Consider the following 15,937-nt stretch of genomic DNA (forward strand, 5'->3'; position numbering starts at 1 on the left):
GTCAGTCCATGCGTACAGCGGTACGTACCCTGGTCACCCTGTGCGTGGTGGCCATTGCCGGGTTTGCCGGATATCACCTCTGGCAGTACTACATGCTTACCCCCTGGACGCGCGATGCGCGGGTGCGGGCCGATGTGGTGGTGATCGCCCCGGACGTGTCCGGCTGGGTGCGCGAACTGCGGGTACACGACAACCAGCCGGTGAAGGCCGGCGATGTCTTGATGATCATCGATCACGAGCGCTTCCAGGCGGCTTTCGACCAGGCCAGTGCCGTGGCTGAAACCCGCACCCAGCAGTTGCGCCTGCGTGAGCGCGAAGCGGCTCGGCGCACGGCCCTTGGGCCGGAGGCGATCAGCGCCGAGCTGCGCGAGAACGCCCAGATCAATGCTGCCATCGCCCGTGGTGAACTGCACGAGGCGCAAGCGCAACTGCAGGTGGCCAAGATCAACCTGGCCCGTAGCGAAGTGCGCGCACCGCGCGACGGTCACATCACCAACCTGCGACTGGCCCAAGGCAACTACGTCAATACCGGGCAATCGATGATGGCGCTGGTGGACGACTCGACTTTCTATATCCAGGCCTATTTCGAGGAAACCAAGCTGCCGCGCATTCGTGTCGGGGATCCGGTGAAGGTCTGGCTGATGGGGGCGGGGGAGGCCATGCATGGGCATGTGGAGAGCATCAGCCGGGGCATCACTGACCGCAACTCGACCCCGGACGGACAGTTGTTGCCGGAGGTGGAACCGACCTTCAACTGGGTCAGGTTGGCGCAGCGGATACCGGTGAGGATCAGGCTGGACGAGATCCCCGCAGGGGTGAATCTCAGCGCCGGGATGACCGCAAGCGTGCAGGTTCGGGAGGATGAAGTACAGCGCTGAGCAAGCGCCCCCACAGGCACCTAGCGTGCCTGTGGGGGCGCTTGCCGATCAGGGTTGCTGGGCAGTGGCTGCCAGGACGATCTCGCGGATGCACACATGTTGCGGCTGCTGGTACGCCCAGACGATCGCCCCAGCCACATCCTCGGCCTTGAGCACTACACCGCCCATGTCATTGGCTTTCCACGACTCGTAGTCGCGCTTGATGCCCTCGTCGGTGGTGTGGCCGAGCAGCTCGGTCTCAACTGCGCCCGGCGCGATGGTGACGACACGCACGTTGTGTGGCGCCAGCTCTTCGCGCAGGTTTTCCGACAGGCCATGCACGGCGAACTTGGTGCCGACGTAGGCGACATGGTTGGGGAAGGTCTTGCGCCCGGCGACGGAGCTGACGTTGATCAGGGTGCCGGCTCGACGCGCGACCATGCCGCTGGCCAGTGCATGCACGCCGTTGAGCAGGCCTTTGACGTTGATGTCGATCATCCGGTCCCACTGCTCAGGATCCTGCTCGTGCACCTGGCCCAGCAGCATCACGCCGGCATTGTTCACCAGCGCGTCGGCCGGGCCGTACAAGGCTTCGGCTTCGTTCACCGCCGCCACCAGCGCGGCACGGTCGCGAATGTCCACGGCGCGACACAGGCAGTTGGGCAGGGCCAATGCTTCGAGACGTTCCAGGCGACGAGCGATCAGCAGCAGCGGGTGACCTGCGGCCGAGAATTGCTGGGCCGTGGCGGCCCCGATACCGGAGCTGGCGCCGGTGATGATGATCAGAGGTTTGTTCATGAGCGCCTCCAAGGCATAATCGTTTTCGATGGCCAGGATTGTAAGCATCGATCCAGACCATGAAAAACGGCTTATTCCTCTGGCTGGCATCGGTTTTATCTATGGATATTCGTCATCTCAAGGCGTTCATCGCTGTGTTCGAAGAGCGCAACATCACTTTGGCCGCGCAGCGCCTGTGCGTGGCTCAGCCGACATTGTCAGTGACCATCCGGCAACTCGAGGAGGACCTCGGCGTCAGCCTGTTCCTGCGCCAGGCCCGCGGTGTGGACGTCAGCGAGCACGCGCGGGCGCTGTATCCGCAGGCGTGCCGCATGGTTGCCGAAGCCGAGGCGCTGCGCCTGCGCTTTCGCCAGGAACAGGAGCGTGTCCCGCTCGCGCTGGGTATCGAGGCCGATATCGCCCCGGCCCAGGTCGAAGCATGCGTGCGTCTTGCGGCTCAGGCCGTGCCTGGGCTGCAATTGACGTTGCTGGACGGTTGCGAGGGCGATGCGCGGCTGGCCGATGAAGCCGAGCGCTGTGAGGATGAGCTCTTCCTTGCGCTGTGGGAAGAATCGTTTGTCCTGGTCATGGCCACCGGCAGCCAGCCCGACGGTCGCTGGATCACCTGCCCGCAGCATCCTTCGCACCAGCGCCTGATGGGGCTATATGGCGAGGGTGAGCAGGTGGCACAGGCCGGATCATTGCAACTGGCGTTGGCGTTGGTCGCCGCCGGGCTGGGCGCGGCCTGGTTGCCGCAGTCGCTGGCCGAGCGCCACCCAGGGGTCTACTGGCAACCAGGGCCCGGCCCGGCGCTGAGGCGTCGGGTCGGGTTGTGCTACGCCGCCCAGGCGCTGGACATTCCTGCCCTGGCGAGCTTGCAGCAGGCGCTGAGCGGCAGCAGCCTGGGTTAGAGGAACATGCCGCCGGAGACTTCCAGACGCTGCCCGGTAATCCAGCCATTACTGTCCTCAAGCAACAGGGCGATGGCTGCGCCGATATCGTCGGGCAGGCCGGCGCGGCCCAGGGCAGTATTGCTGGCCACGAAGGCGTTGGCCGATCAGCTCGATCCGGCGTTATCCGGCGCTCGCTGAAAAACCTTGGCGAAGGCGGCGCAGGTTGCGTTAGGCTGCGCAACAAACGATCTGCGCGTTGCCCGATAGAGGCAACCGTTCCCGCCTGGCGTGCGTTCCTTCCGATTTCTTTGCGAGGTAACGTCATGGCCATTACATCCCAGGATATCTGCACAGCTGCCGAGCAGCTCAACGGCTTCGTCGGTTTTCACGGCAAGCGTGGCACGCATATCGTGCGCTTTTCCGAGGACGCATTCGGTATGGATGTCGCGGATGCGAGCATCACGCCCTGCAGCGAGTTCGTCTGGCGTCCCGAGTCGGGGCGGCGCATGGCGCTCTGCCGTGAGCGTCTGGCACTGTTGCTGCGACAGCATGTGGACGATCGCCTGAACATTGGCGAGCCGCTGCGGATCTATCTGCGCCGCACCGACCTGCCGGAGATCGTCGCCGAGCGTAGCCTGCGCTGAGCCAGCAGGTTCAGTCGGGGTAGGCCAGCTTGAGAGGGCCAGCCTCGCTGCGGGCGACGTTGACCTGGTTGCGGCCTTGATGCTTGGCGGTGTAGAGGGCCTTGTCGGCGTCTTCAAGCCACTGCTCGGGCGTTTTCAGCCCAGGGTGATAGGCCGAGAGGCCTATGCTCAGGCTGATGCGCAATTCCGGCAGTTGCGGGTTGCGATAGGCGCTGACCTGCTCACGCAGGCGCTCCATCGCAACGCCCGCCTGGTCTTGATCGGTGGCAGGCAGGATCAGACAGAACTCGTCACCGCCGTAGCGCCCGGCCAGGTCATCGTCGCGCAGGACGCGCTTGAGCTCGTGGCTCAGCTGGCGGAGCACGCAATCGCCGACCACGTGGCCGAAGGTGTCATTGATGGTCTTGAAATGGTCGATGTCGATCAGGGCGATCACGGCCGGGGCCTGCTGCTGGTGGCAGATCTGGAACCTCAGCAGCAGCAAGTCTTTCCATGAGCCATGGTTGAGCAGCCCGGTGAGGCTGTCGGTGCGGCTCAGGGCGCTCAGTCGACGCTTGTGGTCGGCCAGTTTGATTGCCAATTGATAGCAGACCCAACCGAGCGCCAGCGGGTAGAGCGTCAACATTGGCAGGCAGGCATAGACCTGCAATGCCGAGGCTTGCAATTGCAGCCCGGGGCCGAACAGCGCCATGGCCAGCAGCATGCCTGTCAGCTGCGCGAGCAACCCGCGCAGTACCATGCGCTTGCCGCCTGCAGCGACGTTGTTCATGGTCATCATCGACAGGATGGTCACGGTCGGCAACGGATTGAAATGAATGGCCGCGGCCCAGAAACCGCCGCTCAGCGAATCGAGCAACAGGTTGCGCTGTTCGGCGCGGTAGGGGGCAGGGGAGCGGATCGCCCATTGATAAGCCAGGTGCGGCCAGGCCAGGCCGTTGAATAGCATCAGCAGCCACACCCAGGTGGGTGGTTGCAGCGGGGCAAGTGCCGCCATGACGCTGAACAGGCCGATGCCCATGCCGATGGTCCGCGGCAGATAGATGCGCCTGACGAAGGAGAGCCCCTTGCCGCTTCTGTTGTCGATCATGTCTATCGTTCTTTTTCTGCAGAAGCCGTTTATCGCATAAGTTGCATGAATATTGTTGAACAATGATTCACGGCGGAAAAATGACCTTACAAGCCAATTCACGGTTGATCCGATCATTGTGAGGTAGCATGAAGCCTTTGTTCCTCCTCGGAGTGCTCCTGCTCATGGCCCCCATGGCTTCCCCCGCCGGCGAGCCGGCACCTTACAGGGATGGGCGTTTTCACAACCAGGCCGAGCTGCCCAAGGATGGCGTGCTCAAGAAGTTGCGCATCGGCCTCAAGTATCTGCTGCTGCGCAAACCTCCCGAAACACGTCCTGCCATTCCCCCGAGCCTGCAGCCAATGACCCGCCAGCAGGTACTCGATGCCCCGGACCACAGCCTCTGGCGTCTGGGCCATTCCACGGTACTGCTAAAACTGCGTGGGCACTTCTTCATTACAGACCCGGTATTTGCCGAACGCGCCTCGCCCGTGTAATGGGCCGGCCCGCTGCGCTTCCACGCTTCGCCGCTGGCAGTCGACCAGCTTCCGCCGCTGGCAGCGGTGATTCTGTCCCACGACCATTTCGATCATCTCGATGAGTCGGCCATACGCCAGCTGGCGCCAAGCACCGGCCAGTTTCTTGCACCGCTGGGCGTGGGCGATCGTTTGGTCGAGTGGGGCGTGCCGAGCGACAAGGTGCGTCAGCTGGACTGGTGGCAGGAAACCGAAGTCGCAGGCGTGCGTTTCGTCGCCACACCGGCGCAGCACTTTTCTGGGCGCGGCCTGTTCGACAGTAACAGCACCTTGTGGGCGTCGTGGGTGGTGATCGATGAAGGGCTGCGCCTGTTCTTCAGTGGTGATACCGGATATTTCGAAGGCTTTCGCGAAATCGGCGAGCGCTTCGGACCCTTCGATCTGACATTGATGGAGACCGGTGCCTACAACCTGGCCTGGCCCAATGTGCATATGCAGCCTGAGCAGAGCCTGCAAGCGCACCTGGATCTGCGCGGACGCTGGATGCTGCCGATCCACAATGGAACGTTCGATCTCTCCCTGCACAGCTGGCAGGAGCCTTTCGAGCGCATCGTCGCGCTCGCGGCGCAGGCCCAGGTACCGTTGAGCACGCCACAGATGGGCGAGCGCGTCAGTCTGGATTCGCCCCATGCAGGGCAGAACTGGTGGCAGCCCAGGCCTTTGCGTCAGCGAGGCGACAGCACCGAGCGTGCAGTGGCGGTGCGCTGAGTATCAGCTTTCACGGCCCTTCTTTATTGGCGACTCCTGTTCATCATCCAGCAGCTTCGACGGCGGCTTGCCGCTGTCGCTGCGTACCTGGGCGTGGCTGATGAGGGCGAAGATGAAGCTGCCACCGATGATGTTGCCGGCCAGGGTCGGCAGGGCGAACTCCAGCCAGAAGCTGGGCCAGGTCTGCTCTCCGGCCCAGACCAGATAGGACACTTCTACCGAGCCGACGACGATATGGGTGAAGTCGCCCAGAGCCATCAGGTAGGTGATCATCAGGATGATCCAGATCTTGGCGTTCTCCATGGATGGGATCATCCAGACCATGGTCGCGATCATCCAGCCCGAGATGATGCCCTTGGCGAACATCTGGCTCGGATCGTTGTGCATCACCTTGCGCCCGATTTCGAGGAAGGCCACATCGGTCTTGCTGTCGAAGATCGGCAGCTCGAGCATCACCCAGGCCACCAGCAAGGTGCCGGCGAGATTGCCCATCAGCACCACTGTCCACAGGCGTATCAGGCGGCCGAGGTTGGCGAGGGTAGGGGCGGTCATTACCGGCAACACGGCAGTCAGGGTGTTTTCGGTGAACAACTGTTGGCGAGCGAGGATCACGGCAAGAAAACCGGCAGCGTAGCCGAGGCTGGCAATCACCTGGCTGCTGTCGTTGTCTGGCAGGCGTGCATAGAACAGTCCCATCGCCATCAGCGACAGGCCCATGGTCAGGCCGGCGGCCAGTGCCGACCACCACAGGGCTGCCAGGGTGCGTTCCAGTTCCTGATCGCCCTGGGCGCGGATGATCTCGTGCAGTACTGCTGCGCGGGGTGGCTGGTTATGGCTGACTTCCTGCTCTTCATCTGCCGACAGGCCTGGGGTTTTCTCGTTCTGCGCTTTGCTCATCGTGTCGCGCTCCTGGGATGTTTCTCTACAGATCGATTGCGCTCGGATTAGTTGCCGGTGAGCTCATGGAGGCGGATAAAAGTTTTTTTGGATCAAAGTGTTGACTCTGATTTCAAACCACGTATTATTCGCCTCCTCGCAGCGATGAACGCAGCGAGGCAGTCGGTAAGTCGTTGACGTTGAAGGCTTTTGAAAGAAAGCGGTTTGAAAAAACTTCAAAATAAACGCTTGACAGCAAATGAGGAAAGCGTAGAATGCGCGCCTCGGTTGAGACGAAAGGCTCTTAACCAAACGCTCTTTAACAAATCGAATCAAGCAATTCGTGTGGGTGCTTGTGAGTACGGACTGATAGTCGCCAAGATTATCAGCATCACAAGTGGCCATGCGAGAAATCACATAGTCATTTGAGATTGCTGAGCCAAGTTTAGGGTTTCTTAAAAACCCAAGCAGTATTGAACTGAAGAGTTTGATCATGGCTCAGATTGAACGCTGGCGGCAGGCCTAACACATGCAAGTCGAGCGGATGACGGGAGCTTGCTCCTTGATTCAGCGGCGGACGGGTGAGTAATGCCTAGGAATCTGCCTGGTAGTGGGGGACAACGTTTCGAAAGGAACGCTAATACCGCATACGTCCTACGGGAGAAAGCAGGGGACCTTCGGGCCTTGCGCTATCAGATGAGCCTAGGTCGGATTAGCTAGTTGGTGAGGTAATGGCTCACCAAGGCGACGATCCGTAACTGGTCTGAGAGGATGATCAGTCACACTGGAACTGAGACACGGTCCAGACTCCTACGGGAGGCAGCAGTGGGGAATATTGGACAATGGGCGAAAGCCTGATCCAGCCATGCCGCGTGTGTGAAGAAGGTCTTCGGATTGTAAAGCACTTTAAGTTGGGAGGAAGGGCAGTAAGCTAATACCTTGCTGTTTTGACGTTACCGACAGAATAAGCACCGGCTAACTCTGTGCCAGCAGCCGCGGTAATACAGAGGGTGCAAGCGTTAATCGGAATTACTGGGCGTAAAGCGCGCGTAGGTGGTTCGTTAAGTTGGATGTGAAAGCCCCGGGCTCAACCTGGGAACTGCATCCAAAACTGGCGAGCTAGAGTATGGTAGAGGGTGGTGGAATTTCCTGTGTAGCGGTGAAATGCGTAGATATAGGAAGGAACACCAGTGGCGAAGGCGACCACCTGGACTGATACTGACACTGAGGTGCGAAAGCGTGGGGAGCAAACAGGATTAGATACCCTGGTAGTCCACGCCGTAAACGATGTCAACTAGCCGTTGGAATCCTTGAGATTTTAGTGGCGCAGCTAACGCATTAAGTTGACCGCCTGGGGAGTACGGCCGCAAGGTTAAAACTCAAATGAATTGACGGGGGCCCGCACAAGCGGTGGAGCATGTGGTTTAATTCGAAGCAACGCGAAGAACCTTACCAGGCCTTGACATGCAGAGAACTTTCCAGAGATGGATTGGTGCCTTCGGGAACTCTGACACAGGTGCTGCATGGCTGTCGTCAGCTCGTGTCGTGAGATGTTGGGTTAAGTCCCGTAACGAGCGCAACCCTTGTCCTTAGTTACCAGCACGTTATGGTGGGCACTCTAAGGAGACTGCCGGTGACAAACCGGAGGAAGGTGGGGATGACGTCAAGTCATCATGGCCCTTACGGCCTGGGCTACACACGTGCTACAATGGTCGGTACAGAGGGTTGCCAAGCCGCGAGGTGGAGCTAATCTCACAAAACCGATCGTAGTCCGGATCGCAGTCTGCAACTCGACTGCGTGAAGTCGGAATCGCTAGTAATCGCGAATCAGAATGTCGCGGTGAATACGTTCCCGGGCCTTGTACACACCGCCCGTCACACCATGGGAGTGGGTTGCACCAGAAGTAGCTAGTCTAACCTTCGGGAGGACGGTTACCACGGTGTGATTCATGACTGGGGTGAAGTCGTAACAAGGTAGCCGTAGGGGAACCTGCGGCTGGATCACCTCCTTAATCGAAGACATCAGCCTGCTGATGAGCTCCCACACGAATTGCTTGATTCATTGTGAAGACGATCAAGACCCTATATAGGTCTGTAGCTCAGTTGGTTAGAGCGCACCCCTGATAAGGGTGAGGTCGGCAGTTCAAATCTGCCCAGACCTACCAATATGCGGGGCCATAGCTCAGCTGGGAGAGCGCCTGCCTTGCACGCAGGAGGTCAGCGGTTCGATCCCGCTTGGCTCCACCACTTACGCTGTACCTTGATCAGAACCTAGAAATGAACATTCGTCGATGAATGTTGATTTCTGGCTTTTGTCAGATCGTTCTTTAAAAATTCGGATATGTGATAGAAATAGACTGAATGCCAGTTTCACTGCTGGTAGTTCAGGCTAAGGTAAAATTTGTGAGTTCTCACGAATTTTCGGCGAATGTCGTCTTCACAGTATAACCAGATTGCTTGGGGTTATATGGTCAAGTGAAGAAGCGCATACGGTGGATGCCTTGGCAGTCAGAGGCGATGAAAGACGTGGTAGCCTGCGATAAGCTTTGGGGAGTCGGCAAACAGACTGTGATCCAGAGATCTCTGAATGGGGGAACCCACTCAGCATAAGCTGAGTATCTTGTACTGAATACATAGGTGCAAGAGGCGAACCAGGGGAACTGAAACATCTAAGTACCCTGAGGAAAAGAAATCAACCGAGATTCCCTTAGTAGTGGCGAGCGAACGGGGACCAGCCCTTAAGTTGATTTGAGATTAGTGGAACGCTCTGGAAAGTGCGGCCATAGTGGGTGATAGCCCCGTACACGAAAGTCTCTTTTCAATGAAATCGAGTAGGACGGAGCACGAGAAACTTTGTCTGAACATGGGGGGACCATCCTCCAAGGCTAAATACTACTGACTGACCGATAGTGAACCAGTACCGTGAGGGAAAGGCGAAAAGAACCCCGGAGAGGGGAGTGAAATAGAACCTGAAACCGTATGCGTACAAGCAGTGGGAGCCTACTTTGTTAGGTGACTGCGTACCTTTTGTATAATGGGTCAGCGACTTATATTCAGTGGCGAGCTTAACCGAATAGGGGAGGCGTAGCGAAAGCGAGTCTTAATAGGGCGCTTTAGTCGCTGGGTATAGACCCGAAACCGGGCGATCTATCCATGGGCAGGTTGAAGGTTAGGTAACACTGACTGGAGGACCGAACCGACTACCGTTGAAAAGTTAGCGGATGACCTGTGGATCGGAGTGAAAGGCTAATCAAGCTCGGAGATAGCTGGTTCTCCTCGAAAGCTATTTAGGTAGCGCCTCATGTATCACTGCTGGGGGTAGAGCACTGTTTCGGCTAGGGGGTCATCCCGACTTACCAAACCGATGCAAACTCCGAATACCAGCAAGTGCCGAGCATGGGAGACACACGGCGGGTGCTAACGTCCGTCGTGAAAAGGGAAACAACCCAGACCGTCAGCTAAGGTCCCAAAGTCATGGTTAAGTGGGAAACGATGTGGGAAGGCTTAGACAGCTAGGAGGTTGGCTTAGAAGCAGCCACCCTTTAAAGAAAGCGTAATAGCTCACTAGTCGAGTCGGCCTGCGCGGAAGATGTAACGGGGCTCAAACCATGCACCGAAGCTACGGGTATCACCTCTGGTGATGCGGTAGAGGAGCGTTCTGTAAGCCTGTGAAGGTGAGTTGAGAAGCTTGCTGGAGGTATCAGAAGTGCGAATGCTGACATGAGTAACGACAATGCGAGTGAAAAACTCGCACGCCGAAAGACCAAGGTTTCCTGCGCAACGTTAATCGACGCAGGGTTAGTCGGTCCCTAAGGCGAGGCTGAAAAGCGTAGTCGATGGAAAACAGGTTAATATTCCTGTACTTCCAGTTATTGCGATGGAGGGACGGAGAAGGTTAGGCCAGCCTGGCGTTGGTTGTCCAGGTTTAAGGTGGTAGGCTGAAATCTTAGGCAAATCCGGGATTTCAAGGCCGAGAGCTGATGACGAGCGCTCTTTAGAGTGCGAAGTGGTTGATACCATGCTTCCAAGAAAAGCTCCTAAGCTTCAGATAACTGGGAACCGTACCCCAAACCGACACAGGTGGTTAGGTAGAGAATACCAAGGCGCTTGAGAGAACTCGGGTGAAGGAACTAGGCAAAATGGCACCGTAACTTCGGGAGAAGGTGCGCCGGCGAGGGTGAAGGACTTGCTCCGTAAGCCCATGCCGGTCGAAGATACCAGGCCGCTGCGACTGTTTATTAAAAACACAGCACTCTGCAAACACGAAAGTGGACGTATAGGGTGTGACGCCTGCCCGGTGCCGGAAGGTTAATTGATGGGGTTAGCGCAAGCGAAGCTCTTGATCGAAGCCCCGGTAAACGGCGGCCGTAACTATAACGGTCCTAAGGTAGCGAAATTCCTTGTCGGGTAAGTTCCGACCTGCACGAATGGCGTAACGATGGCGGCGCTGTCTCCACCCGAGACTCAGTGAAATTGAAATCGCTGTGAAGATGCAGTGTATCCGCGGCTAGACGGAAAGACCCCGTGAACCTTTACTATAGCTTTGCACTGGACTTTGAGCTTGCTTGTGTAGGATAGGTGGGAGGCTTTGAAGTGGGGACGCCAGTTCTCATGGAGCCATCCTTGAAATACCACCCTGGCAACCTTGAGGTTCTAACTCAGGTCCGTGATCCGGATCGAGGACAGTGTATGGTGGGTAGTTTGACTGGGGCGGTCTCCTCCCAAAGAGTAACGGAGGAGTACGAAGGTGCGCTCAGACCGGTCGGAAATCGGTCGTAGAGTATAAAGGCAAAAGCGCGCTTGACTGCGAGACACACACGTCGAGCAGGTACGAAAGTAGGTCTTAGTGATCCGGTGGTTCTGTATGGAAGGGCCATCGCTCAACGGATAAAAGGTACTCCGGGGATAACAGGCTGATACCGCCCAAGAGTTCATATCGACGGCGGTGTTTGGCACCTCGATGTCGGCTCATCACATCCTGGGGCTGAAGCCGGTCCCAAGGGTATGGCTGTTCGCCATTTAAAGTGGTACGCGAGCTGGGTTTAGAACGTCGTGAGACAGTTCGGTCCCTATCTGCCGTGGACGTTTGAGATTTGAGAGGGGCTGCTCCTAGTACGAGAGGACCGGAGTGGACGAACCTCTGGTGTTCCGGTTGTCACGCCAGTGGCATTGCCGGGTAGCTATGTTCGGAAGAGATAACCGCTGAAAGCATCTAAGCGGGAAACTTGCCTCAAGATGAGATCTCACTGGGATCTTGAATCCCCTGAAGGGCCGTCGAAGACTACGACGTTGATAGGTTGGGTGTGTAAGCGCTGTGAGGCGTTGAGCTAACCAATACTAATTGCCCGTGAGGCTTGACCATATAACACCCAAGCAATTTGCTTTGCAGATTGTGGTGGTGAAGACGAAACGAACCGAAAGTTCGAAGCAACCCACAAAGATCACATATCCGAATTGGCTGGCGTGTCTGCAAAGACGCACTGGCAACCGAATTTCTTGACGACCATAGAGCATTGGAACCACCTGATCCCATCCCGAACTCAGCAGTGAAACGATGCATCGCCGATGGTAGTGTGGGGTTTCCCCATGTGAGAGTAGGTCATCGTCAAGATTCATTTCGCAAAACCCCTATCTGCGCGAGCAGGTAGGGGTTTTGTCTTTCTGGCGTTCGCCAGATCTCATCGCTCCCCCGCGCCGACACCGCGCACGCCACGGGACAAGCCTGCCTCTACAGGGTATGGTGCACCTCTATTCCTCCCTGACCCGGCCCGCATGCGCTACGACCTCACCAGCCTGGACCTGTTCATCACTGTCGCCCAGGAGCGTAATCTGACGCGCGCTGCCGGTATCAAGCACCTGGCAGTCTCGGCGATCAGCAAGCGCATCAGCGAACTTGAGGCTCAGATCGGGTCGCCGCTTCTGATTCGCAACGCGCGCGGTGTCGAGTTGACGCCTGCCGGCCAGTCCCTGCTCTATTACGCCCGTCAGCTCAAGCAGACCATGGCACAGCTGGACAACGAACTCAGCGAGTTCGCCGCAGGGGTCAAGGGTCATATCCGCATCCACGCCATCACTTCGGCGCTGTCGCAGTTCCTGCCCCAGGACATGGCTGGCTTCGCCCAGCGTTACCCACAGATCAAGTTCGATATCGAGGAAGGTATTGGCTCGGCGGTCGTCCGGGCTGTCGCCGACGATCACGCCGACCTCGGTATCATCTCCTCGCACACCGCCCCTCTGGGGCTTGAAACCCTGCCTTACCGGCACGATGAATTGGTGTTGGTGGTGCCGGCAGAACACGATCTGGCCAAGCGCCGCACCGTGCACTTCAGCGAGGTGCTGGCGTATGAGTTCGTCGGCCCGCACCTGGACAGTACCCTGCACGGCCTGCTCACCGAACAGGCCAAAACAATGGGGCAACCGCTCAAGCTACGCATCCGTATCAGCAGCTTCGACTGCATGTGTCGCATGGTCGCCAATGGCCTAGGTATTACCGTTCTGCCGCGTAGCGCGGTTGAGCCCTACGTGCGCAGCCATCGCCTCAAGCGTGTGACCTTGTCGGAGCCCTGGGCCCATCGTTCATTGCTGCTGGTATTCAAGAAGTACGAGGTCGCCTCGCCGACGCTCAAGACCTTCATCGATCACCTGCGCGCACCCACCCAGCCATAACATCCCTTCGAGCGTTCTCCGATGGAGAACGCTGACGTGGCAATCGATCAATTTTCACTCCGCGCTCCAGCGCCTAGCATTGGCCGACCTGCAGCGTCGTCGCCTGGACGACGACATGACAACGACAAGAAGCCGAGCGACACGCATGATCGACAATGCCCACCTGATGAGCCCCCTGCAGATCGACCAGGATCACTTCACCTACCTCGATCTCAAGAAACTGCTGGCTCCCACCCAATTGCAACGCCTGCCCTACGCCATCCGCATCCTTCTTGAGAACGTGGCGCGCTGCGCTCCCGAGGCGCTGGACGCCGTGCTTGCCCGCGCCATCGGCGATGGCCCTGACTGCGAGGTGCCATTTCAGCCCAACCGCCTGATGTTTCACGACACCACGTGCCTGCCGGCCTTGGCCGATTTTGCTGGAATGCGTGATGTGGTCGCCGAGCTCGGCGGTGACCCGGCGGCGATGAACCCGCTGATTCCTGCGGTGCTGACCATCGACCATTCGGTGATCGTCGAACACTACGCAGAAGCCGATGCGGTGGAGCAGAACCTCGAGATCGATTTTCGTCGCAACAGCGAGCGCTATCGCTTCATCAAATGGGCGCAGAAGAGCCTGGACAATTTCGCTGTCATTCCACCGGGTACAGGCATCATCCACCAGATGAACATGGAGGCCCTGGCCAAGGTGGTGTGGGAAACCCGCACCGCCGAGGGGCAGCGTTTGCTGCACCCTGACGACATGGTCGCCACCGACAGCCACACGCCGATGATCAACGCCATCGGCGTGCTCGGCTGGGGTGTCGGCGGCCTGGAAGGGCAGGCGGCGATGGTGGGGGAGCCGGTGCCGATCAACTTCCCCCAGGTTATCGGTATTCGCGTCAGCAACGCCCTGCGCCCTGGGGTGACCGCCACCGACCTGTCGCTGCACGTCGCCGAGATCCTGCGCCAGCGCTCGGTGGTGGGCAAGTTCGTCGAGTTCACTGGCCCGGGGTTATCGAACCTCGGCTGGGCTGCGCGTGGCACGGTATCGAACATGGCGCCCGAGTATGGTGCCACCGTGGTGTTCTTCCCCTTCGATGACCAGACCCTCGATTACCTCAAGCTCAGCGGTCGCTCCGCCGAGCTGTGCCTGCAGGCCGCCACCTACCTGCAGGTTCAGGGGCTCTATCGCCACGACGACCTGCCGGAGCCTGAGTTCGACGAACTGATCGAGCTCGACCTTGCCAGCATCGAGCCCAGCGTCGCAGGCCCCTACCAGCCGCACCAGCGTCAGCCGCTGTCGCGCGCCGGTGAGTCGTTCCGTGAACAGGTGCTGGGCGCAAGCGAGCTGATCGGTAATCGCTACCTCGAGCCCAGCTTCGGCGAGGCCATCGACCATGGCGCGGTGGTGCTTTCGGCTATCACCAGTTGCACCAACACCGCCAACCCCGCGCAGATGATCCAGGCCGGTCTGCTGGCCCGTCGCGCGCGGCACTTGGGGCTCAAGCGCAAGCCTTGGGTGAAGACCTCGCTGTCGCCCGGTTCGCAGGTGGTGGCTGACTACCTGAGCGAAGCCGACTTGCTGCTGGACTTCTCCGCCCTGGGCTTCGACCTGGCCGGGTTCGGCTGCATGACCTGCATCGGCAACTCCGGCAAGCTCGAGACGCATGTCGAGGCCTTTGCCGATCAAGGCCTGAAGGGGGTGGTGGTGCTTTCGGGCAACCGCAACTTCGAAGGTCGGGTAAACCCCAAGGTACCTGCAGGCTACCTGGCGTCGCCTGCACTGTGCATCGCCTTCGCCATTGCCGGGCGCATCGATATCGACCTGACCCGCGAACCGCTCGGTCAGGATAGCGCCGGTAACCCGGTTCACCTGCACGACCTGATGCCCCCCGATGACGAAGTGCAGGCGCTGGTGGCCCAGGTGGTCAAGCCCGAGTTCTTCCAGCAGCGCCTGGCCACGGTGTGGGACGGCACCCATCATTGGCAGGCCCTTTCGGCCGAGGGCAGCGTGCAGTTCCCCTGGGATGCGCGCTCGACCTACCTGCGCCGCCCGCAGTACCTGGCCGATATCCAGGCCGAACCCAAGGCGAGCCTGGCAATCGAGAACGCCCGCACGTTGATAGTGCTGGGGGACAACGTCACCACCGACCATATCTCTCCGGCCGGCGCCATTCCCGCCAGTAGCCTGGCTGGCCAGTGGCTGCTGGCTCGCGGCGAACAACCACAGGACCTCAATCAGTATTCGACCCGGCGCAGCAACCACGAAGTCATGCTGCGCGGTGCCTTCACCAACACGTCGGTGAAAAACCGTCTGCTCGGTGACACCCACCCAGGCGTCGGCGCCTGGGCCTGGAATGCCGACCACAGTCAGTGCCTGCCGCTTTACGAAGCCGCGCAGAGCTATGCCGGTACCCCCATGGTGGTGTTCGCCGGTATCAACTACGGCGCGGGCTCCAGTCGCGATTGGGCGGCCAAGGCCCAGGCATTGCTCGGCGTGCGAGCCGTGGTGGCGCGCAGCATCGAGCGTATCCACCGCAGCAACTTGATCGGCATGGGTGTGCTGCCGTTGCTGTTCCCGGCAGGGCGGGGTGTCGAAGACCTGCAGCTCGACGGCAGCGAGCAGTTCGACTTCATCGGCCTCGACGAACTGAGGGTCGGTGACAACCGTATCCGCCTGCAGGTGCGCCGCGTCGATGGCGGTGTCGATGAGGCCGAGCTCATCGCACGGTTCGACTCGCAGCAGGAGATCCGCTACCTCAGCAATGGCGGTGTGCTGCCCTACGTCATCCGCAAGGTGGTGCAACGCACCCGCGGCTGAGGCCCCGGCACGAACGGTTGAACAGGGCGCGGACTTGCCTGGCAGCTCCGCGTCACTGACCATGGGCAGCCAGCCAGGTGATCCACCTATCCGCAACTGGGAGAATGACCC

At 59.3% G+C, this 15,937-nt stretch carries 8 protein-coding genes, 2 tRNA genes, 3 rRNA genes and 2 pseudogenes; 11 read left to right on the plus strand and 4 right to left on the minus strand.

Features of this window, described 5'->3' with window-relative positions; translation table 11 throughout:
* Positions 1-8: 8 nt before the first annotated feature.
* Positions 9-878 (plus strand): HlyD family secretion protein, encoded by an 870-nt coding sequence (locus tag AB688_RS08880; protein ID WP_063543514.1) that lies wholly within the window; start codon positions 9-11, stop codon positions 876-878.
* A gap of 48 nt (positions 879-926) precedes the next feature.
* Here AB688_RS08880 and AB688_RS08885 read toward each other — a convergent pair whose 3' ends face one another.
* Positions 927-1,655 carry an SDR family oxidoreductase gene (locus AB688_RS08885; protein WP_063546669.1) on the minus strand — a complete coding sequence of 243 codons (729 nt, stop codon included), beginning with the start codon at positions 1,653-1,655 and terminating at the stop codon, positions 927-929.
* Between the two features lie 101 nt (positions 1,656-1,756).
* Here AB688_RS08885 and AB688_RS08890 point away from each other — a divergent pair, with 101 nt between their 5' ends.
* Complete coding sequence (locus AB688_RS08890) at positions 1,757-2,545, plus strand: LysR family transcriptional regulator (RefSeq protein ID WP_063543516.1); 789 nt, start codon at positions 1,757-1,759, stop codon at positions 2,543-2,545.
* Here AB688_RS08890 and AB688_RS26115 read toward each other — a convergent pair.
* Positions 2,542-2,685 (minus strand): annotated as a pseudogene (locus AB688_RS26115) (SDR family oxidoreductase); the annotation flags it as partial. The gene AB688_RS08890 and the pseudogene AB688_RS26115 sit on opposite strands and share 4 nt — an antisense overlap.
* A gap of 165 nt (positions 2,686-2,850) precedes the next feature.
* Between AB688_RS26115 and AB688_RS08895 the strand changes: the two are divergent.
* A complete protein-coding gene (locus AB688_RS08895) occupies positions 2,851-3,171 on the plus strand; it encodes a DUF2025 family protein (protein ID WP_054891734.1) in 321 nt (106 codons plus the stop codon).
* A gap of 10 nt (positions 3,172-3,181) precedes the next feature.
* Here the strand turns inward: AB688_RS08895 and AB688_RS08900 are convergent, their stop codons facing one another.
* Positions 3,182-4,258 (minus strand): diguanylate cyclase, encoded by a 1,077-nt coding sequence (locus tag AB688_RS08900; protein WP_196759884.1) that lies wholly within the window; start codon positions 4,256-4,258, stop codon positions 3,182-3,184.
* Positions 4,259-4,386: 128 nt separating this feature from the next.
* Between AB688_RS08900 and AB688_RS08905 the strand changes: the two are divergent.
* Positions 4,387-5,481 (plus strand): annotated as a pseudogene (locus tag AB688_RS08905) (MBL fold metallo-hydrolase).
* 3 nt (positions 5,482-5,484) lie between these two features.
* Here AB688_RS08905 and AB688_RS08910 read toward each other — a convergent pair.
* Positions 5,485-6,378, minus strand: a complete 894-nt coding sequence (locus AB688_RS08910) for a formate/nitrite transporter family protein (protein ID WP_063543518.1) — start codon at positions 6,376-6,378, stop codon at positions 5,485-5,487.
* Between the two features lie 454 nt (positions 6,379-6,832).
* Here AB688_RS08910 and AB688_RS08915 point away from each other — a divergent pair.
* The 7 genes from AB688_RS08915 to acnA all read left to right on the plus strand — a co-directional run bounded on the left by AB688_RS08915 (position 6,833) and on the right by acnA (position 15,826).
* Positions 6,833-8,369 (plus strand): 16S ribosomal RNA (locus AB688_RS08915).
* 76 nt (positions 8,370-8,445) lie between these two features.
* Positions 8,446-8,522: transfer RNA gene (locus AB688_RS08920), tRNA-Ile, on the plus strand.
* A gap of 6 nt (positions 8,523-8,528) precedes the next feature.
* Positions 8,529-8,604 (plus strand) — tRNA-Ala (locus tag AB688_RS08925).
* Between the two features lie 222 nt (positions 8,605-8,826).
* Positions 8,827-11,719: ribosomal RNA gene (locus AB688_RS08930) — 23S ribosomal RNA — on the plus strand.
* Positions 11,720-11,852: 133 nt separating this feature from the next.
* Positions 11,853-11,968 (plus strand): 5S ribosomal RNA (gene rrf / locus AB688_RS08935).
* The 16S, 23S and 5S rRNA genes sit together here with 2 tRNA genes alongside, the layout of an rRNA operon.
* Positions 11,969-12,129: 161 nt before the next feature.
* Positions 12,130-13,023, plus strand: coding sequence for a LysR family transcriptional regulator (locus tag AB688_RS08940; protein ID WP_063543520.1), 894 nt, complete (start codon positions 12,130-12,132; stop codon positions 13,021-13,023).
* A 145-nt stretch (positions 13,024-13,168) separates the two neighbouring features.
* Positions 13,169-15,826 carry an aconitate hydratase AcnA gene (acnA, locus tag AB688_RS08945; RefSeq protein ID WP_063543521.1) on the plus strand — a complete coding sequence of 886 codons (2,658 nt, stop codon included), beginning with the start codon at positions 13,169-13,171 and terminating at the stop codon, positions 15,824-15,826.
* The last annotated feature ends 111 nt before the right edge of the window (positions 15,827-15,937 follow it).

It is taken from the genome of Pseudomonas putida, from assembly GCF_001636055.1.
GTDB lineage: Bacteria > Pseudomonadota > Gammaproteobacteria > Pseudomonadales > Pseudomonadaceae > Aquipseudomonas > Aquipseudomonas machongensis.

Excerpts from the sequence above, each read along its gene's own strand:
- AB688_RS08880 (WP_063543514.1), top strand. The coding sequence starts at position 9 with ATGCGTACAGCGGTACGTACCCTGGTCACCCTGTGCGTGGTGGCCATT.
- AB688_RS08885 (WP_063546669.1), bottom strand. The coding sequence starts at position 1,655 with ATGAACAAACCTCTGATCATCATCACCGGCGCCAGCTCCGGTATCGGG.
- AB688_RS08890 (WP_063543516.1), top strand. The coding sequence starts at position 1,757 with ATGGATATTCGTCATCTCAAGGCGTTCATCGCTGTGTTCGAAGAGCGC.
- AB688_RS08895 (WP_054891734.1), top strand. The coding sequence starts at position 2,851 with ATGGCCATTACATCCCAGGATATCTGCACAGCTGCCGAGCAGCTCAAC.
- AB688_RS08900 (WP_196759884.1), bottom strand. The coding sequence starts at position 4,258 with ATGATCGACAACAGAAGCGGCAAGGGGCTCTCCTTCGTCAGGCGCATC.
- AB688_RS08910 (WP_063543518.1), bottom strand. The coding sequence starts at position 6,378 with ATGAGCAAAGCGCAGAACGAGAAAACCCCAGGCCTGTCGGCAGATGAA.
- AB688_RS08940 (WP_063543520.1), top strand. The coding sequence starts at position 12,130 with ATGCGCTACGACCTCACCAGCCTGGACCTGTTCATCACTGTCGCCCAG.
- acnA (WP_063543521.1), top strand. The coding sequence starts at position 13,169 with ATGATCGACAATGCCCACCTGATGAGCCCCCTGCAGATCGACCAGGAT.